The following is a 23,499-nucleotide window of genomic DNA, read 5'->3' as shown; positions in this document are numbered from 1 at the left end:
AGAATGTAAGCAGTTTCCAACTAGTTGAAAAAGCGTTATAATGGTAATATGAAGTAATTTGTTTGAGAGAGGGTGGGTCTGATGGCTTATATTGAGATGAAACACTGTTACAAGCGGTATCAGGTTGGGGACACGGAGATTGTGGCCAATCGTGATGTGAATTTTGAGATTGAAAAGGGTGAATTGGTTATTATTCTAGGTGCATCTGGTGCAGGCAAGTCAACGGTTCTTAACCTTCTTGGAGGCATGGATACCAATGATGAAGGGGAAATCTGGATTGATGGTGCCAATATTGCAGGCTATAGTTCCCACCAGAGAACCAATTACCGCCGCAATGATGTCGGTTTTATTTTTCAGTTCTACAATCTAGTGTCCAATCTGACTGCTAAGGAAAATGTGGAGTTGGCTTCAGAAATCGTGACAGATGCCTTGAATCCTGAACAGGTCTTGACAGATGTAGGTCTGGCTCATCGTCTCAATAACTTTCCAGCCCAGCTTTCTGGAGGGGAGCAACAGCGAGTCTCCATTGCACGCGCGGTAGCCAAAAATCCTAAAATTCTCCTTTGTGACGAACCGACAGGCGCCTTGGATTATCAGACGGGCAAGCAGGTTTTGAAAATCCTCCAAGATATGTCTCGTCAAAAGGGAGCGACGGTGATTATCGTGACTCACAATGGAGCTTTGGCTCCCATTGCTGATCGCGTGATTCATATGCACGATGCCAGTGTCAAGGATGTGGTGATCAACCAGCATCCTCAGGATATCGATAGTTTGGAGTACTAGCATGATCAAGCGAAAAACCTATTGGAAGGACTTAATTCAGTCCTTCACAGGCTCCAAGGGGCGTTTTTTATCCATCTTGACCTTGATGATGTTGGGTTCTTTAGCCCTAGTAGGCCTCAAAGTGACTAGCCCCAACATGGAGGCGACAGCTAATGCTTATTTAAGAGCTGCTCAAACCTTGGATTTGGCAGTTATGTCTAATTATGGTTTGGATCAAGAAGATCAAGAAGAACTAAAACAGACGCAGGGCGCAGAGGTTGAGTTTGGCTATTTGACAGATGTGACTATGGATAATGGGCAGGATGCCATTCGGCTGTACTCCAAACCAGATCGAATTTCAACCTTTCAGCTAAGAAAGGGACGACTTCCGCAGTCAGATAAGGAAATCGCCTTGGCAAGTCATTTGCAAGGTCAATATCGTGTGGGACAGGAGATTAGCTTTAAAGAAAAAGAAGGTGGTCATTCCTCTTTAAAAAATCATACATATACCATTACTGGTTTTGTGGATTCAGCTGAAATCCTCTCCCAGCGAGATATGGGCTACGCAGCAAGTGGAAGTGGGACTCTGACAGCCTATGGAGTGATTTTACCTAGTCAGTTTGATCAGAAAGTTTACAATATAGCTCGTTTGAAATATCAAGATTTGGCAGGTTTAAATGTTTTTTCAGAAGCTTATGAAGAGAAATCCAAGCAACATCAGGAAGACCTTGAACAAGCTTTGTCAGATAATGGCAAGGCACGTCTGCAAGTGTTGAAAAAAGAAGGGCAAGAGTCTCTCGATAAGGGGCAAGAGACCCTTGACAAGGCTGAGACTAATTTGCAGGAAGGCAAGCGTCGTTTAGCAGCTACTCAAGCTCGTATACAGGCTCAAGAAAGTCAACTAGCCTTGCTTCCTCAAGCCCAGAGAGAGCAGGCCAGTGCTCAACTTACCCAAGCCAAGCAGGAATTGAGCAAGGAAGAGGATAGGCTAAAGCAGGCTGAACAAAATCTAGACCAAGAAAAGGAAAAATTAGAAAAACATCAGCAAGTCTTGGATGATTTGGTGGAGCCAAGGTATCAGGTCTATAATCGTCAGACCATGCCAGGTGGTCAGGGCTATCTCATGTATAGCAATGCTTCATCCAGTATTCGAGCAGTGGGCAATATCTTTCCTGTGGTGCTTTATGCCGTAGCAGCCATGGTGACCTTTACGACCATGACTCGCTTTGTGGATGAAGAGCGAACACATGCAGGGATTTTTAAGGCCTTGGGCTATCGTAGCAAGGATATTATCGCCAAGTTTCTCCTCTACGGCCTAGTAGCTGGGACTGTCGGAACAGCTCTAGGTAGTATACTTGGCCATTATTTACTAGCCAGTGTGATTTCAAGTGTCATTACAAAAGGCATGGTGGTGGGAGAAACCCAGATTCAGTTCTATTGGACCTATAGCTTACTGGCTCTTGTCTTAAGTTGGTTGGCGAGTGTGTTACCAGCCTACTTGGTAGCTCGGAGGGAACTTCATGACGAAGCAGCCCAGCTTTTACTGCCTAAACCTCCTGTTAAAGGAGCTAAAATCTTACTGGAGCGCATCGGTTTTATCTGGCGCCGTCTCAGTTTTACTCATAAGGTAACAGCCCGCAATATCTTCCGTTATAAGCAGCGGATGTTGATGACGATCTTTGGTGTGGCAGGTTCTGTAGCCCTTCTCTTTGCAGGTTTGGGAATCCAATCCTCTGTGGCAGGAGTTCCGTCCAGACAGTTTCAACAAATCCAACAGTATCAGATGATTGTTTCTGAAAATCCTAGTGCGACCAATCAGGACAAGAAAGAGCTAGAAGAAGTGTTGAAAGGGCAGGATATTCAAGACTACCAGAAAATTTATTCTAAGACGCTAGACAAGGATTTCAAAGGTAAGGCAGGTCTTCAAACAATTACCCTTATGATGACAGAGAAGGAAGATTTGACTCCCTTTATTCATCTGCAACATCATCAGCAAGAGTTGACATTAAAAGATGGAGTTGTCATCACAGCTAAACTAGCCCAGCTGGCAGGTGTTAAGGTTGGGCAGACTTTAGAAATTGAAGGTAAGGAGCTAAAGGTTGCTGCTATTACTGAGAACTACGTTGGTCACTTTATTTATATGAGTCAGGCTAGTTATGAGCAAATTTACGGACAGCTACCCCAAGCCAACACTTATCTGGTCTCGTTAAGGGATACCAGTGCTACTAGTATCGAAAGGCAGGCAGGCTTGCTTATGAATCAATCTGCGGTGTCCAGCGTTGTCCAGAATGCTTCAGCCATTCGACTCTTTGACTCGGTCGCAAGTTCACTCAATCAGACCATGACCATATTGGTCATCGTATCGGTTCTGTTGGCTATTGTTATCCTCTACAATTTGACCAATATCAACGTAGCTGAGAGAATCCGTGAACTCTCCACTATCAAGGTTCTCGGTTTTCATAACAATGAAGTCACTCTCTACATTTACCGTGAGACGATTGTGCTGTCCCTTGTGGGAATCGTACTTGGTTTGGTATCTGGTTTCTATTTACACCAATTTTTGATTCAAATGATTTCGCCTGCGACTATTCTCTTTTATCCGCAGGTAGGTTGGGAAGTCTATGTAATCCCAGTGGCAGCAGTAAGTATCATTTTGACCTTGCTTGGTTTCTTTGTCAATTATCATCTGAGAAAGGTTGATATGCTTGAAGCCTTGAAATCTGTAGAGTAATACTCAATGAAAATCAAAGAGCAAACTAGGAAGCAAGCCGTAGGTTGCTCAAAGCACCGCGCTTTGAGGTTGCAGATAAAGCTGACGTGGTTTGAAGAGATTTTCGTAGAGTAAGGTAGTTGTTTTTAGCTGATTGAATTGATATTTACTCGTAAACAAAAATCCTCCGTTTCAAATAGTAGGGAACTCTTTGTGACAGAGGATTTTTTCTATAGGGCTTTAGCAGCTGCAATTGCGGCTTCGAAGTTTGGCTCAGAATTGATATTGTCCACATATTCAACGTAGCGAATAGTATTGTCAGTATCGAGGACAAAGACTGCGCGTGCCAATAGGTGCCACTCATTGATTAAGAGGGCATAATCACGTCCAAAGGAATGGTCGAAATAGTCTGAGAGCATGATAGCATTTTCAATACCTTCAGCACCGCACCAACGTTTTTGGGCAAAAGGCAGGTCCATTGAAACAGTCAAGACAACTGTATTATCCAGACCAGCCAGTTCTTCATTAAAACGACGCGTTTGAGTTGAGCAGATGCCTGTATCGATAGAAGGCACGACACTCAAGACTTTTTTCTTGCCATCAAAATCAGCCAGAGATTTTTTAGAAAGGTCTGTTGTAGTGAGTGAAAAATCAAGTGCCTTGTCGCCGACTTGTAGTTGTTTACCTGTAAAGCTCACAGGATTTCCGAGAAAAGTTACCATAAGATACTCCAATCTTTTTTCTTCCATTTTAGCTGAAACGGTCGAAATTATCCAATGATTTGATCGGAAATATGGACATAGAAAAAAAACGCCAGTTCATGTGAGAATGACGTTTTTCAGAGGTTTATACTCAATGAAAATCAAAGAGCAAACTAGGAAGCTAGCCACAGGTTGCTCAAAACAGTGTTTTGAAGAGATTTTTGAAGAGTATTATTTTGCCAATCCTTCAGCAATTTTATCAAGGTTGTATTTCATCATGCTGTAGTAGCTGTCGCCTTCTTTACCTTCTTCTGCGATAGAGTCAGTAAAGATTTGTGCGTAGATTGGGATGTTTGTGTCTTGAGAAACAGTTTTCATTGGACGGTCATCCACACTAGATTCTACAAAGAGTGATGGAACTTTTGTTTGGCGAAGTTTTTCAACCAAGGTCTTGATTTGTTCAGGTGTTCCTTCTTCTTCAGTATTGATTTCCCAAATGTAAGCACTTGGGACACCATAGGCTTTAGAGAAGTATTTGAATGCTCCTTCGCTGGTTACAATGAGTTTCTTTTCAGCAGGGATGTTATTAAATTTATCCTTACTTTCTTTATCAAGTTTGTCTAACTTATCAGTATATTCTTTGAGATTTTTTTCATAGAATTCCTTGTTGTTAGGGTCTTTGGCGCTCAATTGTTTAGCGATATTTTTAGCAAAGATAATCCCATTTTCAAGGTTGAGCCAAGCGTGTGGGTCTTCTTTACCTTTTTCATTTTTTCCTTCAAGGTAGATAACTTCAACCCCTTCGCTGACTGCAAAGTAGTCTTTGTTTTCAGTTTTCTTAGCATTTTCTACCAATTTTGTAAACCAAGCATTGCCACCTGTTTCAAGGTTGATACCGTTATAGAAAATGAGGTCTGCCTCAGAAGTTTTCTTAACATCTTCAGGAAGTGGTTCGTATTCGTGTGGGTCTTGCCCAATCGGAACGATACTATGAAGATCAATTTTATCACCAGCAATATTTTTAGTAATATCAGCGATGATTGAGTTTGTAGCAACAACTTTTAGTTTTTGACCAGAAGCTGTATCTTTTTTTCCGCTAGCACATGCTACAAGAGCAATAACAGAAAGAAAGAGAACGAGTAATGTACCTAATTTTTTCATTAGATCCTCCAATTTATTGGGGTTTTACCCCTTATTTTAACAAATGTTTATTTTTTAGTTTCAAATATCGTTGTTTTGGAGCGATAAAGAAGCTAATGAGAAAGAAACTAGCGGCTGTAAGCACGATACTAGAACCTGCCGCAACGTTAAAGCTATAGCCGATAAAGAGCCCCAAAACTGAAGCTGTCGCTCCAAAGGTTGAGGAAAGGAAAATCATGCTTTTCAGGCTATTAGCATACAGATAAGCAGTTGCAGCTGGGGTAATCAGCATGGCTACAATCAGGATAGTTCCGACACTTTGCATGGCTGTCACAGACACGAGAGTCAAGAGTACCATGAGAAGGTAGTGATAGAAATTGACAGGCATTCCCATGGCTTTAGCCAAGAGTTCATCAAAGGAAGTTATCAAGAGTTGCTTGAAGAAAATCCAGATTAACAAGAGAATGGCTGCACCAACACCCATAGTAATAAACATATCCGTATCTTGGACGGCTAGGATATTACCAAAAAGGATATGGAAAAGGTCAGTTGAACTTTTAGCGACACTAATCAAGATGATACCGAGGGCTAAGAAAGAAGAAAAGGTAATGCCGATGGCGGTATCGCTTTTGATAATCGAGTTCCCCTTGATGTAGGTAATGATGATAGCAGCTAGCAATCCAAAGACAATGGCTCCGATAAAGAAGTCAAGGCCCAAGATGAAGGAGAGGGCTACACCTGGTAAGACAGCATGTGAAATGGCATCTCCCATGAGTGACATCCCGCGTAGGATGATGAAACATCCTACAGCTCCAGCTACGACCCCGACGACAATAGCTGTTATCAAGGCATTTTGTAAGAAATGGAATTTTTGCAATCCATCGATAAATTCTGCAATCATAGGTCACCTCCACTGAAAAAGAGTCGATTACCGTAAGCTTCTTTAAGATTGGCTTCGGTAAAGGTTTCTTTGGTTGGACCAAAGGCAATCACTTCTCGATTGACAAGCAAGACTTGATCGAAGTAGTGGGGAACCTTGCTGAGGTCGTGGTGGACGATGAGAACCGTCTTCCCAGCTTTTTTCAAATCTCTCAGCGTATTCATGATGATTTCCTCACTGACAGAGTCAATCCCAACAAAGGGTTCATCCAAGAGGATATAGTCAGCTTCCTGCACCAAACATCTGGCAATCAAGACCCGCTGGAACTGACCTCCAGACAGTTGACTGATTTGACGTTCAGCGTAGTCAGCTAGACCGACAATTTCAAGGGCCTCTTGCACTTTCTTCCAATGTTTAGCATTTAAACTTCGAAAGAGAGGGATAGAGGGAAAGAGTCCTAACGAGACGCATTCCTTGACCTTGATGGGAAAGTTGTAGTCGATATTGATTTTTTGTTCGACATAGGCGATTCGATGTAAGGATTTTTTAACTTCCTTGTCATCGAGAAATGCCTGACCTTGATGTGGGATAATTCCCAGCATCCCTTTTAATAATGTTGATTTCCCAGCACCGTTTGGACCAATGATACCGGTAATTGTTGGTCCCTGGAGCACTAGTGAAATATCCTTAAGTGCCAACGTTTCTTTGTAGGAGACACTGAGGTTTTCGATATGTATCATAAACTTATATTCCTCCTGTATCTTAATATACATTAAAAAAAAAATTAAGTCAAGTTAATTTTTAAAAAAATTAAAATAATAACTGAAAAATCTTTACCAAAATCTTTACACATTACGCAAGGAAATCAATATATAGTGGATTGAATCTGGAATAGTCCACCGAGTTTTTTAAAACATTGTTAGAAATTGGTTTGAATTTCCTAATCAATTTATCCTGTTTTTAGTTTATTTTGATATATATTTAGTAGGAGGTCTAATAAAACGCATAATCTCAAGGTTTACACACTGATATTATGCGTTTTTATGATTTTAAAGATTCTTTAATTAGATTTAGTATCTGTACTTCAAAAAGTATTTTAATCTATCTATGGATAAGCCCTTAGTTTACTCTTTGATTTTTATTGAGTATGAGCGATTCTTTGATGAATTATTTTGAATAAGTATATCACACTTTAAACATCAATAGTTTTTACTTTTGGTTAATGGACTAAAGTAACTAAATCCCCCTGCAAGAAATCTTATAGTACCTGCTAATATTAGAATACTTATGATAGTTAAGTTATGTGAAACAAGTATTCCTCCAAGGTATGCTCCTAAGGGGATAGAAGCAAATGAGATCATTCTAGTAATACTAACAACACGTCCCAACATTTCTTTTTTGACAACTTTTTGTCGTAACGTAAAATATGTAATGGCATTGATATTGCCAAACATATTACTCAAACCTAAGAATACTCCCATATATATATAGTTTGTGTTAATTGATAGCAACATAGTAGATAGACCAGCTAGCATTGTACTGATGGAGAGGATTTTTCCATATCTAAACTTTTTAATTAATTCAGGGGCAAGAATAGCACCTAATATAGCTCCTACACCAGCTATTGAGAGTATTAATCCATAGTGAAAGGAGGTATAGCCTAGAACATCTGTAATATAGTAAACTAAGTTGGCCTGAAATATATGAATGGCAAAGTTTGTTCCAAAAAAAAGAATAGCTCCACTTAGGATGATTTTATCATTTTTTACATAGTGCAAACCAATAGATATTGTTTTAGAAAGACTCTCTTTTTTAGAGATATTTACTAGTGTATTTTCTGGAGTTTTTATGAAGAGAATTAATACGCTGGCAATTAAAAAGGTAAGAGCATTGACCCATAAAACTTTAGCTGGATTAATAAGTAATAGAACAGATCCACTAATCATAGGACCAATAAGATTTAATGTATTGTCAATAAGTTGGATTCCTGAATTGGCTTTTGATAGCTGATTGTCTGTCACAATCTGTGGTAACAAGCTTTGAAATGCTGGGTGGACTAATGGCTCTGTAGAAGAGAGCAGGAAGGTTAAAATATAAATTAAGAGTAAGAGTATATTATCATTTTTAAAAGATATTATTAGCAAACTTAGAATGACTAATGAGATTAAATGACATATTGAGATGATATATACTTTTTTGAATTTATCTGCTAATATACCTCCTACTAGAGAAAATAAAATCCATGGTAAAAATGAAATACCGTATAGAGTAGCCATATGAAATGGAGATCCTGTTTTCTCAAATACTAGCAAAGGTAGAGCTAATTTTCTTAGCCAATCACCAAAGTTGGATACAAGAAATGTTAGCCACAATATTTTGTAATTTCTATTCAATAATATTACCTCCACGACAGGTTATACAATTGGGATCTATATGCCAATGCTCGGCTATTTTTGTAGTCATTGTATTCATATCTATGGATTTTAATTGGCCTACAGTAGTTAATTCACCGATACCAGTGATATATTTTGTAACTTCTGAACAAATGATACCAGTTGCTACAGATACTAGAGGAGCTATGGCAGTATTGTCACCAACTAAGTTTAAACGAGTTCTTTCTTCAAGGATTAGGTGAGAAATAGGGTGTTCTTTTTGGATAGTATTTCTCCAACAATCAATGCATCCAGATATTTTGGGAATAATAGTATATTGCAAGGCTCGTTGTGCTTCTAAACCTGCACAAAATAAAGGAATATTCAGCTTTACTATAGCTTCATTTACCCATCTTGCTAGTTTGACTTTAGGTCTATCCGCAACTAGTATTAAGCAATCAAATCCACGGAATGATTCAACAACATCTTCAGATGAATTGATTTTCTTTTCCTCAACAGTAAATTTTATTTGAGGATTAAATTCATAGATGCGTTGTTTTGCTATACTTGCTTTACTTTTTCCTATATCATCAAAGTTATATAAAATTTGTCTATTTAAATTAGATATATCAACGACATCAAACTCAACAGCTTTTATTTCTCCTATACCTAAGCCAGCTAAGTCATATATAATGTGAGAGCCTAATCCGCCTAATCCAATAATTCCAATTTTTGAATCAATTAATTTTTTTTGAGAAATATATTTATTTTCACTTAAAGTTGCGTAAGATGAAAAAAAGTTGATGTTTCTGTGATAACGTTCTAATTCATACTTGGATAATATTTTAGAACCAGTAAGATTTAAATCCTCGATAAATCGTTCTTTACTGATTTCATCAATAGCTTCCATTACATCAGATGGTGATAGTTCACTGTAGGTTTCTGAAACTTCTCTTATGATTTTTTCGACGGTATTAATTCCATCCATTTTTTTGAGCATGTATTCAATAGCTCCGCTAGGGTCTTCATATTCTGTAATTTCTCCAAACCCACCTATATAGACCGATCCGTCTTTATATACTACTGGGTAAGCCTTTTTTAGTTTTGGACGAGCTTTTAGTAGATCCATTATATCTCCTTATATCAATTAAAAGAAAAGGTAACTAGAGAAAGTCTAGTTACCAGCCTCGGTGAAGAAAGTATTACTATCCTTCTACTGCGATTCCTGCAATACTTGCAGAATGAACACGTTTTTGCTTAAGCATAAAATCTACCTCCTAATATTTAAATTTCAAGTAGCAAAGCTACGAGATAGATAAAATTTTATCATTTTATATATTTTTTGTCAATTCATTTTTCAGACAATTAATTTTTTTGTGAATTTTTAAAAAATTAAAATAATAACTGAAAAATGATGGCAAGAGAAAGTTCATTTTTAATTGCATTCCCAGTTAATTTTTGTTAAGCTAAAAACAAGTACAAATGAAAGGGAGAACACGATGACACGTTATCAAGATGATTTTTATGATGCAATCAATGGAGAATGGCAACAGACAGCTGAAATCCCAGCAGATAAGTCTCAAACGGGAGGTTTTGTTGATTTAGACCAGGAAATTGAAGATCTGATGCTGGCGACAACAGACAAGTGGTTGGCAGGAGAAGAGGTGCCTGAGGATGCTATCTTGGCAAACTTTGTCAAATACCACCGCCTAGTTCGTGATTTTGACAAGAGAGAAGCTGACGGTATCACACCTGTCTTACCACTCCTTAAAGAATTCCAAGCATTAGAGACTTTTGCAGATTTCACGGCTAAACTAGCAGAGTTTGAGCTTGCAGGAAAACCGAACTTCCTTCCTTTTGGTGTATCGCCAGACTTTATGGATGCCAGAATCAACGTTTTATGGGCTAGCGCTCCAAGCACGATCCTGCCAGATACGACCTACTATGCAGAAGACCATCCTCAGCGAGAAGAGCTCTTGACTCTTTGGAAAGAAACTAGCGCAAATCTTCTCAAGGCTTATGATTTCTCTGATGCAGAAATTGAAGACTTGCTAGAGAAAAGACTAGAATTGGACCGTCGCGTTGCAGCAGTGGTGCTTTCTAATGAAGAAAGTTCAGAATATGCTAAACTCTACCATCCATATTCTTATGAAGATTTCAAGAAATTTGCGCCCGCCTTACCCCTGGAAGACTTCTTCCAAGCTGTTCTTGGACAAGTACCAGATAAGGTTATCGTAGACGAGGAACGTTTTTGGCAAGCAGCAGATCAATTCTATAGTGAAGAAGCTTGGCCTCTCCTCAAGGCAACCTTAATTTTAAGTGTTGTGAATCTTTCAACCAGCTATTTAACAGAAGAAATCCGTGTCTTGTCAGGTGCTTACAGCCGTGCGCTTTCAGGAGTTCCAGAAGCCAAAGACAAGATCAAGGCAGCCTACCAGCTAGCACAAGGCCCATTCAAACAAGCCTTGGGTCTCTGGTATGCCCATGAAAAATTCTCCCCAGAAGCTAAGGCGGATGTGGAGAAAAAAGTGGCAACTATGATTGATGTCTATAAGGAACGCTTGGCTAAGAATGACTGGCTGACTCCTGAAACTCGTGACAAGGCCATCGTCAAACTCAATGTCATCAAGCCTTATATCGGTTACCCAGAAGAAATGCCAGCACGCTACAAAGACAAGGTAGTGGATGAGACTGCTAGTCTTTTTGACAATGCTCTAGCCTTTGCGCGTGTGGAAATCAAGCACAGTTGGAGCAAGTGGAACCAACCTGTTGACTACAAGGAATGGGGCATGCCTGCTCATATGGTCAATGCTTATTACAATCCACAGAAGAACTTAATTGTCTTCCCAGCAGCTATTTTACAGGCACCTTTCTATGACTTGCATCAGTCATCTTCTGCTAATTACGGTGGGATTGGTGCAGTTATTGCCCATGAAATTTCTCACGCCTTTGATACCAACGGAGCTTCCTTCGATGAAAATGGTAGCCTCAAGGATTGGTGGACAGAGAGTGACTATGCTGCCTTCAAGGAGAAAACACAAAAAGTCATTGACCAATTTGATGGACAAGATTCTTATGGAGCAACCATCAACGGTAAATTGACTGTATCAGAAAACGTGGCTGACTTGGGAGGAATCGCTGCAGCGCTTGAAGCAGCTAAGAGAGAACCAGACTTCTCAGCAGAAGAATTCTTCTACAACTTCGGTCGCATCTGGCGTATGAAAGGTCGTCCAGAATTTATGAAACTTTTGGCTAGCGTCGATGTGCACGCGCCAGCCAAACTCCGTGTCAATGTACAAGTACCAAACTTCGATGATTTCTTTACAACCTATGATGTCAAAGAAGGAGACGGTATGTGGCGTTCACCAGAAGCGCGCGTGATTATTTGGTAAGGCAAAAAATTTAGTCATCAGAAAAAAGGCATCCAATCAGGTGTGAAAACCTTGATAGGATGCCTTTTATAGTGGAAAGACTGCTGGATAATGTACTTAAAATGCGATAGTCATTGTCACCATCTTACTAGAAAAAGGGATTGAAGGTCTTTTCATGGGCGATGGTCGTAGCTGGACCATGTCCTGGATAGACATCGTAGTTTGGTAGGGTGAAGAGTTGAGTCTGGATACTATGGAGGAGTTGTTCCATGCTACCAGTTGGAAGGTCGGTCCGTCCGATTGTTTCACGGAAAAGAGCATCACCTGTCAAGACTAGGTGAGCATTAGGAAAGACGATAGAAACACCGCCGATGGAGTGACCTGGTGTTGGCAAGACAGTGAAACGAAATTCCTCCAGTTGGTATTCTTCGTGAAAGACAAAGGTGCGTTCAGCCGGTTTTGCGACCACATCTGCCATATCATCGTGGCGGGGAAGTCCAGAGAGATTGTCGACAGGAGTATAGAGCCAGCTGGCTTCGCTCTCTGCGATATAGACAGGAGGATTGCCAAAAGTCTCGCGAACCAAGTCCAGACTCATGATATGGTCATAATGGGCGTGGGTCAGGAGAATAGCGCAGATCGGTTTGTTGAGGTTCTCGATTGTCTGACGAATGGCTTCCCAATGACTACCAGGATCTACTACGATAAGGTGATTTTCGCCTTCCAGGTAATAGGTGTTTTCATAGGCAACAGGATTGACGGTTTTATGGATTTTCATATTAGCTCCAATCTCAAAGAATGTACTAAATAAGTATAGCACAGTTAGGGAGAATAGGTAAGGATTTAGGATGAACTTAAAAACCAGCATGACTAGATGAAGACAGGCTGGTTATCAATTTATCACTATTGGAGAGGTGTCAATTGCCCTTCATAGGTTGCATAAACTCCGTCATTAGCTTGTTTGATAGATGTGATGTTTAGAGTGCCACCGTAGTTGGCTTCTCGTTTGTCACTATATTCACTATAAGTTATTCTATTGGGCAGGTTCTGGTCGTTAGCATAGTATTGAACGACTGTTTTTTTATAGCCTTGCTGGCTGAATAGGAACAGGCAGCAAACTCCTAACACTAGGAGAGAAAAGATAGAAATAGCAGTTTTTTTCATAGGCGTTCTCCTTATAAACTAAAGGATAAAAGAAAGCATCTTGAGGATTTTTAATTCCAAAATCCAGTCAAGGTACCAGTGTATGTGACACGAGTCCCACCGTTTGATCTTCGTACACTGTCTATTTCAAGTGTTCCTTTGAAGGTTGAATGGAAACTATCATTATATTCTGAATAGTAGATAGTTGGTGGGATGTAACCATCATCGTTATAGTATTTTGTTACTGTTTTACTATAACGATGAGAATATATACGCTCATAACGAGGACCTTCAAAGTTATTTGTTGTACTAGTTTCAGCAGCAGTGATTGGAACGGTAATAGATAGAGCAGTAGCTCCTAATAGTGTTAGTACAGTTTTTTTCATAGAATACTCCTTTGTAAAACGACGTCATTCAACTATATTGACTTGAATGAAAAGGTGATAAGGATAGGGAGTTAAATTATATTTAGGTTACAATATGGTTTCCGTTCTTCTATCTCTCCTTCTATCACCTAAATAGAAAATCTAACTGTACAATGTATTATAAAAAAATATTTCAGAATTGTCAAGCAATTCTGAAATATTTTTTTCCTATTCTGTTCCAATCTAGTTTTCATATTCTTAAAAAAGTGATAAAATGGTAGGAAGAATTGGAGAGTAGAGATGCCAAAAGAAGTGAATTTAACAGGCGAAGAAGTTGTCGCTTTAACCAAAGAATATTTAACAGAAGAGGATGTCCATTTTGTCCATAAGGCCTTGGTCTATGCGGTGGATTGCCACAGTGGTCAGTATCGCAAATCAGGCGAGCCTTATATCATTCACCCTATCCAAGTGGCAGGTATTTTAGCCAAACTCAAGCTAGATGCTGTAACGGTAGCTTGTGGTTTCTTGCACGATGTGGTGGAGGATACAGATGCGACCTTGGACGATTTGGAAAGAGAGTTTGGTCCTGATGTGCGGGTAATCGTAGATGGGGTTACCAAGCTTGGTAAGGTCGAGTACAAATCAATCGAGGAGCAATTAGCGGAAAATCATCGTAAGATGCTCATGGCCATGTCTGAGGACATCCGTGTTATCTTGGTCAAACTGTCTGACCGCTTGCACAATATGCGGACGCTAAAACACCTTAGAAAAGACAAGCAAGAGCGTATTTCCAAAGAAACCATGGAAATTTATGCCCCACTTGCCCACCGTTTGGGGATTTCTAGCGTCAAATGGGAATTGGAAGACCTATCTTTCCGTTATTTCAATCCGACAGAGTTTTACAAGATTACCCATATGATGAAGGAAAAGCGCAGAGAGCGTGAAGCCTTGGTGGATGAGGTAGTTACAAAATTAGAGGAATATACGACAGATCGTCACCTAAAAGGGAAGATTTATGGTCGTCCCAAGCATATTTACTCTATTTTCCGCAAAATGCAGGATAAGAGAAAACGGTTTGAGGAAATCTATGACCTGATTGCCATTCGTTGTATTTTGGATACCCAAAGTGATGTGTATGCCATGCTTGGTTACGTGCATGAACTTTGGAAACCCATGCCTGGTCGTTTCAAAGACTATATCGCTAACCGCAAGGCCAATGGTTACCAGTCTATCCATACGACTGTCTATGGGCCAAAAGGACCGATTGAGTTCCAGATTCGAACTAAAGCCATGCACGAGGTGGCTGAGTACGGGGTTGCGGCTCACTGGGCTTATAAGAAAGGTGTTAAGGGACAGGTTAACAGCAAGGAATCGGCTATTGGGATGAACTGGATCAAGGAGATGATGGAGCTTCAAGACCAGGCTGATGATGCCAAGGAATTTGTGGACTCTGTCAAGGAAAACTATTTGGCTGAGGAGATTTACGTCTTTACCCCAGATGGAGCTGTCCGTTCCCTTCCAAAAGATTCAGGACCGATTGACTTTGCCTACGAAATCCATACAAAAGTCGGGGAAAAAGCAACTGGTGCCAAGGTCAATGGCCGTATGGTTCCACTGACAACCAAGCTCAAGACAGGGGATCAGGTTGAAATTGTCACCAACCCTAACTCCTTTGGACCGAGCCGTGATTGGCTCAATATGGTCAAGACCAGCAAGGCTCGTAACAAGATTCGTCAGTTCTTTAAAAATCAAGATAAGGAATTGTCTGTCAACAAGGGTCGTGAAATGCTGATGGCTCAGTTCCAAGAAAATGGCTATGTGGCCAATAAATTCATGGACAAGCGCCACATGGACCAAGTTCTACAAAAGACTAGCTACAAGACAGAAGAATCCCTCTTTGCGGCCATCGGTTTTGGAGAAATCGGTGCTATTACCGTCTTTAACCGTCTGACTGAAAAGGAACGCCGTGAAGAAGAACGTGCCAAGGCTAAGGCGGAAGCAGAAGAACTTGTCAAAGGTGGCGAGATCAAGGTTGAGAACAAAGAAACCCTCAAGGTTAAGCATGAGGGTGGAGTGGTCATTGAAGGTGCCTCAGGTCTCCTGGTGCGGATTGCCAAGTGTTGTAATCCAGTGCCTGGTGACGATATTGTCGGCTATATCACCAAGGGGCGTGGTGTAGCTATTCACCGTGTGGACTGTATGAACCTGCGTGCCCAAGAAAACTACGAGCAACGTCTCCTTGATGTGGAGTGGGAAGACCAGTACTCTAGCTCAAATAAGGAGTATATGGCCCATATCGATATCTACGGTCTCAACCGTACAGGACTGTTGAACGATGTACTGCAAGTTCTTTCAAACACAACTAAGAATATCTCAACAGTCAACGCCCAACCAACCAAGGATATGAAGTTTGCTAATATCCATGTGTCCTTCGGTATTGCCAACCTCTCTACATTGACCACGGTCGTGGACAAGATTAAGAGTGTGCCAGAAGTTTACTCTGTCAAACGAACTAACGGTTAATTGCCCTAGCTCTTACTAGAAAGGCTATTATGAAAATCATTATCCAACGGGTTAAAAAAGCCCAAGTGAGTATCGAAGGTCAGGTTCAGGGCAAAATCAATCAGGGACTCTTATTGCTGGTTGGTGTTGGACCAGAGGACCAAGAGGAAGATTTGGACTATGCTGTGAGAAAGCTTGTCAATATGCGGATTTTTTCAGACGCAGAAGGTAAGATGAACCTGTCTGTCAAAGATATTGAAGGAGAAATCCTTTCTATTTCTCAGTTTACCCTCTTTGCGGATACCAAGAAAGGCAATCGTCCAGCCTTCACAGGAGCAGCCAAGCCTGATATGGCATCAGACTTCTATGACGCTTTCAATCAAAAATTAGCGCAAGAAGTACCCGTTCAGACAGGTATCTTTGGAGCGGATATGCAAGTTGAGCTGGTCAATGACGGACCAGTTACCATTATCCTAGATACTAAAAATAGATAAGAAAGACCAAGCCCAGTCGGCTTGGTTTTTCTCATCTATCATAAAATACTCCAAAATGAAATCGTTTCTTGATAGGCTTTTGGGAAGTCTCTTTTCAGTCTTTGGCTTATGCGATAGGAAGAGATGAGATGTCCTAGGATTAGGAGAGTTCCCTGAAGGAGAAGTGGCACACCACTCAAACATATCAAGGAGAGAATCATCAGGCTATCCCATAGAAGGATTTGTAAGGCAAAATGCCAGAATTTTGGTCTAATCTGGGAATAGAGGTGACTAAAGTGGTCACAAAGCTGGTTTGAAAGATAGGCCAATAGCACAGGGTGAAAGAAAATGAGCCAACCACTATAAATTAAAATCCAATCCCAAGTGAGCCCCTCTTTAAATGTCAAAAATGCCAGCATAATTCCATCGATGGCAAGGAGCTCAATGGTTTTGATGAAGATGATTTTTTTCATGCTAAAACCTCCTTTTTTCATCTGTTAGTGACGTAATATTGAATATAATTATTATACAATATTTAGTTGGAGCGTGAAAGCGTTTACTATCTTTTTTCTTTGAAACAAAGTATAAATTTCTAATTATCTTTTTATATTTTCTTAAATGCTCGTAAAGCCTTATTCTATGTGCTTTCGAGTATTTTTACTGTAGGAAGATACTTCACGTTTCTTTGCATATTTCCTCATGTCTTAGCTGTCAGAAGTGGTAAATAAGTAGTAAATTCATTTGTACTACTAAGCAACAAGACGCTCCTGTTGCTTCTCTTTATTCAAGCGTTTCATTTCTGCCATTGCAGAATCGAATGTTGCATGTGCGTAATAGTTCAGCGTCATGGCTATATTAGCATGTCCCATAATGTACTGTAATGCCTTTGGATTCATTCCTGCATTTGCATAGTTGGTACAGAATGTATGTCGCAAACTATGTGGAGTGATGTGTGGCAATTTATCCTCGTTATACTTATTGTATTTCTTAACAAGACCTTTCATCATGCCGTTGTAATCACTTGCCACTTTTGGATAGTTCTTTCTATTAAGAAAGAGGAAATCACTATATCCATCAATCTCAACACGCTTATCATTCTTTCGATTCGCTAACACTCGCTTAAATGCTTGATAGGCTTCTTCAACCATAGGAACTTGACGTTCGCCACTTTTGGTCTTTGGTGTTTCAATGTAGTACCCAATTTCAGTATCTCTCAATAGCTGATGGTCTATATTGACAAGACGATTCTCAAAATCTAAATCTGGAAGTGTCAAACCACCAAACTCTGAAATACGAAGACCTGTTTTTAAGAGTATCAGAATTTCATCATAATTTTTGCTGTAGGTTTTATCAGCTTTTGCAAAGGCTAACAGTTTTTCTTCCTGTTCTTCTGTTAGTACGGTCTTAGGGACAGTATCATCATCAAGAACTGCTTTCAGTTGAAAGTCAAATGGATTCTTCCGAACACAATCATCTTGTATAGCAATATAGAATGAAGCCTTTAAAGAACGTTTGTAGTTATTGATGGTTTGATAAGCATAACCATTTTCACTCATTCTAATAGCCCATTCTTTAGCGTCTGATGGCTTAATACTGTCAATACTTCTTACACCTAACTTGTCTTTCTTCAAAATATCCATAAGATATTTGCGTCCAGTTTCAGTGTTTTTTCTAACCTTTGGTCTTTGAGCGTTCTGTTTTGCGTAAAGCTGGCAGAGTGTCATTTTCTTTCCTACAACATCAATACCATCATGAATGTCTTTCTGTAACTCTGCGATTTTCTCTCTAAGTGAGATACAATCACGCTTTCCTGCTGGTACTCGGTCTGTAGCCACAAGTTTCCACGAGTAAACAAATTGCGGTTCTCCAAATGAATCTATATATTTGTATAAGTATCTTCCGTCTTTTCGTTGGCTCTCTCCAGTCTTTAAGATTCGACCTTTATTGTCACGTCTTTTTTCTGACATGGCATTTGCTCCTTTCCTTTATGGAAAGAGCCTTGATACGACTTAATACTATTTTATCATATACAAGACCCTTTGGCGACGCTAGATTGCGTCCAATGTATCTATAATTTTTTCAAATTGTTTTCGTTTAATCTGAATACGATTGCCATTCATAATCAGCCAATTTGCATTTTTATTTTCCTCTGCCAAGCGTCGTAGCTTGTTTTCGCCAATACGAAAATATTTTGACGCTTCTTCAATGGTTAGGGTATAACGTTCCCAAATAGGAATGTCAGTCTGCTTCATAAAATCCTCCTTTCCAAATCACTTATTTGGATTTCATAAAAGTTGTTTTACCAGCAATCGAACAGCTTTAGCAAAGCTCACGGGAGTTCCACCCCTGCATGGTTCTCATGTAGCCATACTCATTGCCTGCGACGGTTTTATCACGCTCGGACTATTGACTGTATGGGAGTATCATTATCACGATAAGAATGTCGTTGCAGGCAATCCTGCTAAAGATTGCTTCTCGGATCACTAACATGAATCGCTCGCTATCTTTATAAGATAGGTCATGGCGGTTAGTTCCGTTGGCTCTTTTCTTATCGAAACGTATTCGATTACTTTTATTCAGTTTTCAAAGAACAATGGCTCGTTAGCCTATCAAAACACATTGAAAGCTCAATATGCTTTGGTGGAATAACAAACCTCCCTGTTCGGGAAGCGTGGAATGGTTTAGCACGCTTCCACGAAAGGAGAGAGGATATTACTTAATTTCAAATGACAAAATCTTTGTAATCAGTCTGGTTTCCATTCTTCCACGTAAGACTTCATCAACGACCATACTTTGATTGCCATATTCATCTTTCATAAGTCGTAGGGAACGCTTCGTTATGTACCCTCTGTAATGATGTAGAATCTGGTTAATCGCTTCGGTATCGCCATCTGTTGCCTTTACAATGAGAGGAAAGGGAATCATAGGATATTGTGTTTTCATTCTTCAAATTCCTCCATAAACTTTTTAATTAAGGCTAGTCCACTGGTTCTATGCCGATAGACAGTAGAACGGTTCAATTTCAACAGGTCTGCAATTTCTGAATCGCTCATGTCCATAAAGTAAAACAGCAGTAGAATTTCACGTTTCTTGTCTGGCAACTCACGTAATGCTTCACTCAACAAATCATTTTCAACGCCTACTGATAACCCATTGAGTGTAAAAATCTGAAAGTCAGTTGAATAGTTATCTGTTGTCGCAAACTGGCTAACAAGATAATCGCCAACATCCGAAAAGGACACCTCACGCTTTGCAATCCTTGAAAGATAAAGCATATAATTCTTTCGCTCGTCTTCCATAGCACGTTTACAGATATAGTCAAACTGATTTTCTATTGTGGTCTGAAAAGAAGATGGTTTCATGTTTCTCACCCCCTTTCTGTCTAGGAAAGGAAGTGAGCCTTGCTCGTTTATCTCCTTTCACTCTTAGTCCCAATGTGAAAGGGGGATTTGTTGCATTACTGATAAATAAACTTTGTAAAAAAGTTCTGAATAGCCAAAAAAGCATATAAACAGATTTATTTCTCTGTTTACATGCTTCTGTTATTCTATCTATATGATTTATAAAACCACATTGGTGGACGTACTTATCTATTGCAGATAGACGACTTTTTTTGACAAGAACCCAATGTAAGGAAATTTATTGTATATGATGTACTTCATGGCGACGTTGACCTCCAACAAACCGCCATTTGGAAGTAATATACAATATTTTAACAGCGTAAATAGCACTACCATATAACGGTTTTTTTTATTGGCGTTTAGTAGTGCTTTTTATTAAATATAAACCTATAAACCATATAACACGTTTTTCTATACCTGTTTTTAATTCAGTAGGAACAATAAAATGTATAGAGGTGGTCTACTATGCGTAAAAAAGAAGATAAATATGATTTTAGAGCCTTTGGTTTAGCCATTAAAGAAGCTCGATTGAAACGAGGTTTAACTCGTGAACAAGTGGGAGCATTGATTGAAATTGACCCACGGTACTTAACTAATATTGAAAATAAAGGGCAACACCCCAGCATACAAGTTCTTTATGACCTTGTATCGTTACTTCATGTTTCCGTTGATGAATTTTTCTTACCTGGGGTCCCGAGCGCTTAGTGGGAATTTGTATCGATAAGGGGTACAAATTCCCACTAAACCAATGTTTCAAGGCCTATTTATTTTTTATATTCAATTCTCTTAAGTGTTTAGGAATAGATAACAAGTCAAATTTATACTCTCCAAGAAAAGTGATATGCTCCCAATTAATAGGAGATACATGCTTCATATACTTAGTTACTTCGGGATCTATTTTGACGAGATAATTATAAGCTGCTTGTAAGTAGACGGCGTTCCATATACTTATTGCATTTATTAACACATTAAGCGCACTAGCACTTTGAAGTTGTCGGCGAATATCGCGCTCCATAAATTTTCCGCGTCGCCCAAAAAATAGTTCTCTAGCTAAAGCATTAATCGCTTCTGTCTTATTTAGTCCATGAGTGATCCTTCGCCGTAGCTCACTATCTGTAATATAATCTATCATAAAAATGCTCTTTTCAATGCGACCTAGTTCTCTCAGTGCAAGAGCTACTCTATTCTTACGTGCGTATGAGCCTAGCTTTCCTAATAGTAAAGAACTAGATACTTTTCCTGTTTGAATCGAATAGGCGATTCGTTTAATTTCATCATAGTTTTCTTCAATAATTTTTACATTGATTTTTCCGCTTATATCTTCTGATAAGTTAGGGTAGTAGGAAGGTGATTTGATAGAAAATAATTGTGATTTTTTTATATTTCTGATGCGAGGTTCAAAATCAAAGCCTAGTAATGCGGTCATTCCAAACACCTGATCAGAATACCCATTTGTATCAGTAAAATGTTCCTCAATATCTAGATCTGTTTCATGATAAAGTAGGCCATCAAGGGTATGAGTAGCTTCCCTTGTATTAGTTGAAGCAACCTCGATATGATGAGTCGTATGCCTATCATTTATTGATCGAATCATTGTAGCTCCTTTTTCCATACTTTTGTAATGTGGATTAACATCGGATTTTAGAGCTGAGACGCCCACTGGGACGCGCATTCCGTCTGAAGCAGTGGTTTTTCCTTCACCCCAAAAGTCTGCAACAGGAAGCTTTAACTGATAATTAACCAAAACAGATTGAGCACGAGTCAGAGCTTCTTTATAAAAGCGCCATTGTTTGGCATTGGCTAACTGAGAATAAGAAATTCCAGGAGTTGATTGGGCCATTTTTTCAAGACCAATATTCATCCCTAAACCCAGCAAAGCAGCAAAAATAATTTTTCTTTCTTGTTCACTCGGCGGTTTCCCTGTAGAATCATGACTAAATTCTTGTGAAAAGTTGGTCCAACTGTCCACCTCAATTAAAAGATCACTAAGCCTTATCTTAGGAATTATTGAATAAAGTTTTTTTCTATATATTTCTGCTTCGCTAGGTGTAACTTTTTCCAACTTTTTAAGGTTTGCTCTTGAAATTCTCTTATCAACTGTCGAATAAAATTGAAGCTGTAAATCTAAAATTATTTCCCGATCCTTTAAATAGTCCTCAAACGTGTCTGGAATAGTTTCTGAATCAATACAAGCAGATAAATCAACTAAGTAATCATCAATATTTCGATGGATCATACTTCCTTCAACTGAAATATCTCCTGATCGAATATTGTTCTTTAGCTCGGTGAAAGCTACTAACTCATAGTAAGACCGATCTATTTTCCCCTCTTCTGGCCGAACAAGGCTTTTCCATTTTTTACTCACAAAATCAGTAGAAGTATCTGCCGGTATTTTTCTTTTACCACTATTGTGTAAATCAGTTAGTTGAGTTAGGGCCATGAGGACTGGATTTGCTGCCGGAGTTGCTTTGAACGAAAGGGTCCTCAATAACATTGGCGTGTATCTTCGGAGGTAATTAGCTTTATTTCGAACCATTTCTAAATAGCCATGATTTTTATTACCTGTAATTTTTTTAGCTTCTTCTCCATCTTGTACTAAATCTTCCCAAGGCATGATTCGTTCAATTTCGTCAAAAGGATTACTATCATTATCTTTTGCAAAGTGAAGAGCATCAATTAAAGAAGCATAATGTTCCAATTTTTTAGTAGCCAATTTTCCTTTTTCTTTTAACTGTTCTTGTGAATCACGTGTCCCTTTGCGTTTAATACTTGCTAAAATGCGGTCATTAATCTCAATCAGTTGATCGATCAGATATTGATGATGATTGACTAAAAAAGCAATAAGTAAAGAGTATCTTTTTTCAAGCTCAAAACGGGAGAAGTCATATGCATCATAATTTTCCCCTAGTCTAGCTAGCTGAAGAAACCTGTTCCGATTAATATGGGAGACATTAATTGTCCCGAGTCCCATGGAAGCAATCACTTCCACTTTTTTACAAATACTCATAAAGCTTTCTGGATTTGCCTTACCTGGAATGTCTTTTAGCCAAGCGAGTTTAGTTATTTTCGTCTCTTCATAAATTTGAAACAAACTCTCTAGTTTTTCAATTTGTATATCTGTTAATGAACAGAGTAATATTGAAAATAAGTTGTTTTCTGCTTTATCTCGACAGCGGCTTATAATGTCTTCAAGTGTAGCTATAGATGGAAAAATAATTCTTTTTCGAGTTAAGAAATCAATTGTTTTTTTCATTAGATAGATAGAGTCATCATTTTCTAAAGCTAGTTCAATTAAATATTCTATTAACTGTTTTTGTGTATTAGCACTACCGAATCGATGATAGTTGAATACTTCTAAGATCTCGTTGAAGTGATTTGCACGTGTATTTCTATGTTCATATGAATTTAAATCAATTGCATCAAGATGGAGCTGTCGACTCACATAAGAAGTTAGTCTGGTTGATTTAATCGGCCAATTACTTAAAGAACACCCAGGATACCGGGCCAAACAAAGTTGTATCGCAAATCCTAGTTTATTGACCTTTCCACGGTGTTGATTAATAACCTCCAGATCATAATCAGAAAAACTAAAATACGCTTTAAAATCCTCTTCTGATAAGTGGTCTACAGAAAGAAGTTGTTCACGCTGTGAAGTAGTTAAAATTCTTTTCATAGCCAT

Annotated in this window: 21 protein-coding genes and 1 pseudogene; 7 read left to right on the top strand and 15 right to left on the bottom strand. The window is 39.1% G+C overall.

Translation table 11 applies throughout. The features are described from left to right. Positions 1 to 81: 81 nt before the first annotated feature. A complete protein-coding gene (locus tag OC529_RS00375; protein WP_262081243.1) occupies positions 82 to 783 on the top strand; it encodes an ABC transporter ATP-binding protein in 702 nt (233 codons plus the stop codon). Position 784: 1 nt separating this feature from the next. Further along, positions 785 to 3,493, top strand: a complete 2,709-nt coding sequence (locus OC529_RS00370; RefSeq protein WP_262081242.1) for an FtsX-like permease family protein — start codon at positions 785 to 787, stop codon at positions 3,491 to 3,493. A gap of 209 nt (positions 3,494 to 3,702) precedes the next feature. Here OC529_RS00370 and tpx read toward each other — a convergent pair whose 3' ends face one another. The 6 genes from tpx to OC529_RS00340 all read right to left on the bottom strand — a co-directional run bounded on the left by tpx (position 3,703) and on the right by OC529_RS00340 (position 9,694). Continuing rightward, the gene (gene tpx, locus OC529_RS00365) at positions 3,703 to 4,194 is read right to left on the bottom strand and encodes a thiol peroxidase (protein ID WP_000256026.1); all 492 of its coding nucleotides are present in this window, start codon (positions 4,192 to 4,194) and stop codon (positions 3,703 to 3,705) included. 210 nt (positions 4,195 to 4,404) lie between these two features. Further along, positions 4,405 to 5,334, bottom strand: a complete 930-nt coding sequence (psaA, locus tag OC529_RS00360) for a metal ABC transporter substrate-binding lipoprotein/adhesin PsaA (RefSeq protein WP_050207836.1) — start codon at positions 5,332 to 5,334, stop codon at positions 4,405 to 4,407. A 31-nt stretch (positions 5,335 to 5,365) separates the two neighbouring features. Further along, positions 5,366 to 6,214 (bottom strand): metal ABC transporter permease, encoded by an 849-nt coding sequence (locus OC529_RS00355; protein WP_000559786.1) that lies wholly within the window; start codon positions 6,212 to 6,214, stop codon positions 5,366 to 5,368. Further along, on the bottom strand, positions 6,211 to 6,933 hold the full coding sequence (locus tag OC529_RS00350; protein WP_261060145.1) for a metal ABC transporter ATP-binding protein: 723 nt from the start codon (positions 6,931 to 6,933) through the stop codon (positions 6,211 to 6,213). The genes OC529_RS00355 and OC529_RS00350 overlap by 4 nt, the downstream gene beginning before the upstream one ends. Before the next feature lie 459 nt (positions 6,934 to 7,392). Beyond that, entirely contained in the window at positions 7,393 to 8,586 is a 1,194-nt protein-coding gene (locus OC529_RS00345) for an MFS transporter (protein ID WP_262081241.1), read from the bottom strand. Continuing rightward, entirely contained in the window at positions 8,579 to 9,694 is a 1,116-nt protein-coding gene (locus tag OC529_RS00340) for a HesA/MoeB/ThiF family protein (RefSeq protein ID WP_112443925.1), read from the bottom strand. Before OC529_RS00340 ends, OC529_RS00345 begins: the two co-directional genes overlap by 8 nt. Positions 9,695 to 10,064: 370 nt before the next feature. Here OC529_RS00340 and pepO point away from each other — a divergent pair, with 370 nt between their 5' ends. Then, on the top strand, positions 10,065 to 11,957 hold the full coding sequence (gene pepO, locus OC529_RS00335; RefSeq protein ID WP_262081240.1) for an endopeptidase PepO: 1,893 nt from the start codon (positions 10,065 to 10,067) through the stop codon (positions 11,955 to 11,957). A 127-nt stretch (positions 11,958 to 12,084) separates the two neighbouring features. Here pepO and OC529_RS00330 read toward each other — a convergent pair whose 3' ends face one another. The 3 genes from OC529_RS00330 to OC529_RS00320 all read right to left on the bottom strand — a co-directional run bounded on the left by OC529_RS00330 (position 12,085) and on the right by OC529_RS00320 (position 13,465). Beyond that, positions 12,085 to 12,714, bottom strand: a complete 630-nt coding sequence (locus OC529_RS00330) for an MBL fold metallo-hydrolase (RefSeq protein WP_173219873.1) — start codon at positions 12,712 to 12,714, stop codon at positions 12,085 to 12,087. Between the two features lie 125 nt (positions 12,715 to 12,839). Continuing rightward, on the bottom strand, positions 12,840 to 13,064 hold the full coding sequence (locus OC529_RS00325) for a hypothetical protein (RefSeq protein ID WP_316043895.1): 225 nt from the start codon (positions 13,062 to 13,064) through the stop codon (positions 12,840 to 12,842). Between the two features lie 86 nt (positions 13,065 to 13,150). Further along, positions 13,151 to 13,465 (bottom strand): hypothetical protein, encoded by a 315-nt coding sequence (locus OC529_RS00320; protein WP_016397434.1) that lies wholly within the window; start codon positions 13,463 to 13,465, stop codon positions 13,151 to 13,153. 279 nt (positions 13,466 to 13,744) lie between these two features. Between OC529_RS00320 and OC529_RS00315 the strand changes: the two genes are divergently transcribed. Next, complete coding sequence (locus tag OC529_RS00315) at positions 13,745 to 15,967, top strand: RelA/SpoT family protein (protein WP_262081238.1); 2,223 nt, start codon at positions 13,745 to 13,747, stop codon at positions 15,965 to 15,967. Between the two features lie 29 nt (positions 15,968 to 15,996). Beyond that, the gene (dtd, locus tag OC529_RS00310) at positions 15,997 to 16,440 is read left to right on the top strand and encodes a D-aminoacyl-tRNA deacylase (protein ID WP_000691419.1); all 444 of its coding nucleotides are present in this window, start codon (positions 15,997 to 15,999) and stop codon (positions 16,438 to 16,440) included. A gap of 38 nt (positions 16,441 to 16,478) precedes the next feature. Here the strand turns inward: dtd and OC529_RS00305 are convergent, their stop codons facing one another. The 3 genes from OC529_RS00305 to OC529_RS00295 form a co-directional block, all read right to left on the bottom strand. Continuing rightward, on the bottom strand, positions 16,479 to 16,892 hold the full coding sequence (locus tag OC529_RS00305; protein WP_078465556.1) for a hypothetical protein: 414 nt from the start codon (positions 16,890 to 16,892) through the stop codon (positions 16,479 to 16,481). A 276-nt stretch (positions 16,893 to 17,168) separates the two neighbouring features. Beyond that, positions 17,169 to 18,386, bottom strand: coding sequence for a tyrosine-type recombinase/integrase (locus OC529_RS00300; protein ID WP_001291561.1), 1,218 nt, complete (start codon positions 18,384 to 18,386; stop codon positions 17,169 to 17,171). Positions 18,387 to 18,467: 81 nt separating this feature from the next. After that, on the bottom strand, positions 18,468 to 18,671 hold the full coding sequence (locus OC529_RS00295) for an excisionase (RefSeq protein ID WP_000814511.1): 204 nt from the start codon (positions 18,669 to 18,671) through the stop codon (positions 18,468 to 18,470). Here OC529_RS00295 and OC529_RS00290 point away from each other — a divergent pair. Beyond that, positions 18,655 to 18,906, top strand: a complete 252-nt coding sequence (locus OC529_RS00290) for a hypothetical protein (RefSeq protein ID WP_001845478.1) — start codon at positions 18,655 to 18,657, stop codon at positions 18,904 to 18,906. The two genes, OC529_RS00295 and OC529_RS00290, sit on opposite strands and share 17 nt — an antisense overlap. A gap of 225 nt (positions 18,907 to 19,131) precedes the next feature. Here OC529_RS00290 and OC529_RS00285 read toward each other — a convergent pair whose 3' ends face one another. Both OC529_RS00285 and OC529_RS00280 read right to left on the bottom strand, forming a co-directional pair. Beyond that, complete coding sequence (locus OC529_RS00285; RefSeq protein WP_000857133.1) at positions 19,132 to 19,362, bottom strand: helix-turn-helix domain-containing protein; 231 nt, start codon at positions 19,360 to 19,362, stop codon at positions 19,132 to 19,134. Beyond that, positions 19,359 to 19,781 (bottom strand): sigma-70 family RNA polymerase sigma factor, encoded by a 423-nt coding sequence (locus OC529_RS00280; protein WP_000804885.1) that lies wholly within the window; start codon positions 19,779 to 19,781, stop codon positions 19,359 to 19,361. The genes OC529_RS00285 and OC529_RS00280 overlap by 4 nt, the downstream gene beginning before the upstream one ends. 504 nt (positions 19,782 to 20,285) lie before the next feature. Here OC529_RS00280 and OC529_RS00275 point away from each other — a divergent pair. Beyond that, positions 20,286 to 20,507, top strand: a pseudogene (locus tag OC529_RS00275) (helix-turn-helix domain-containing protein); the annotation flags it as partial. A 73-nt stretch (positions 20,508 to 20,580) separates the two neighbouring features. Here the strand turns inward: OC529_RS00275 and OC529_RS00270 are convergent. Further along, the gene (locus tag OC529_RS00270; protein WP_218764190.1) at positions 20,581 to 23,499 is read right to left on the bottom strand and encodes a Tn3 family transposase; all 2,919 of its coding nucleotides are present in this window, start codon (positions 23,497 to 23,499) and stop codon (positions 20,581 to 20,583) included.

Source organism: Streptococcus sp. Marseille-Q5855 (assembly GCF_946901985.1).
Classification (GTDB): domain Bacteria; phylum Bacillota; class Bacilli; order Lactobacillales; family Streptococcaceae; genus Streptococcus.
The sequence above is the reverse complement of the archived record's forward strand: the minus strand, read 5'-3'. Positions and strand labels throughout refer to the sequence as shown.

Bases quoted from the DNA above. Each gene is read 5' to 3' on its own strand.
- OC529_RS00375 (WP_262081243.1), top strand. From the start codon at position 82: ATGGCTTATATTGAGATGAAACACTGTTACAAGCGGTATCAGGTTGGG.
- OC529_RS00370 (WP_262081242.1), top strand. From the start codon at position 785: ATGATCAAGCGAAAAACCTATTGGAAGGACTTAATTCAGTCCTTCACA.
- tpx (WP_000256026.1), bottom strand. From the start codon at position 4,194: ATGGTAACTTTTCTCGGAAATCCTGTGAGCTTTACAGGTAAACAACTA.
- psaA (WP_050207836.1), bottom strand. From the start codon at position 5,334: ATGAAAAAATTAGGTACATTACTCGTTCTCTTTCTTTCTGTTATTGCT.
- OC529_RS00355 (WP_000559786.1), bottom strand. From the start codon at position 6,214: ATGATTGCAGAATTTATCGATGGATTGCAAAAATTCCATTTCTTACAA.
- OC529_RS00350 (WP_261060145.1), bottom strand. From the start codon at position 6,933: ATGATACATATCGAAAACCTCAGTGTCTCCTACAAAGAAACGTTGGCA.
- OC529_RS00340 (WP_112443925.1), bottom strand. From the start codon at position 9,694: ATGGATCTACTAAAAGCTCGTCCAAAACTAAAAAAGGCTTACCCAGTA.
- pepO (WP_262081240.1), top strand. From the start codon at position 10,065: ATGACACGTTATCAAGATGATTTTTATGATGCAATCAATGGAGAATGG.
- OC529_RS00330 (WP_173219873.1), bottom strand. From the start codon at position 12,714: ATGAAAATCCATAAAACCGTCAATCCTGTTGCCTATGAAAACACCTAT.
- OC529_RS00320 (WP_016397434.1), bottom strand. From the start codon at position 13,465: ATGAAAAAAACTGTACTAACACTATTAGGAGCTACTGCTCTATCTATT.
- OC529_RS00315 (WP_262081238.1), top strand. From the start codon at position 13,745: ATGCCAAAAGAAGTGAATTTAACAGGCGAAGAAGTTGTCGCTTTAACC.
- dtd (WP_000691419.1), top strand. From the start codon at position 15,997: ATGAAAATCATTATCCAACGGGTTAAAAAAGCCCAAGTGAGTATCGAA.
- OC529_RS00305 (WP_078465556.1), bottom strand. From the start codon at position 16,892: ATGAAAAAAATCATCTTCATCAAAACCATTGAGCTCCTTGCCATCGAT.
- OC529_RS00300 (WP_001291561.1), bottom strand. From the start codon at position 18,386: ATGTCAGAAAAAAGACGTGACAATAAAGGTCGAATCTTAAAGACTGGA.
- OC529_RS00290 (WP_001845478.1), top strand. From the start codon at position 18,655: ATGTCAGTCTGCTTCATAAAATCCTCCTTTCCAAATCACTTATTTGGA.
- OC529_RS00295 (WP_000814511.1), bottom strand. From the start codon at position 18,671: ATGAAGCAGACTGACATTCCTATTTGGGAACGTTATACCCTAACCATT.
- OC529_RS00285 (WP_000857133.1), bottom strand. From the start codon at position 19,362: ATGAAAACACAATATCCTATGATTCCCTTTCCTCTCATTGTAAAGGCA.
- OC529_RS00280 (WP_000804885.1), bottom strand. From the start codon at position 19,781: ATGAAACCATCTTCTTTTCAGACCACAATAGAAAATCAGTTTGACTAT.
- OC529_RS00270 (WP_218764190.1), bottom strand. From the start codon at position 23,499: ATGGCTATGAAAAGAATTTTAACTACTTCACAGCGTGAACAACTTCTT.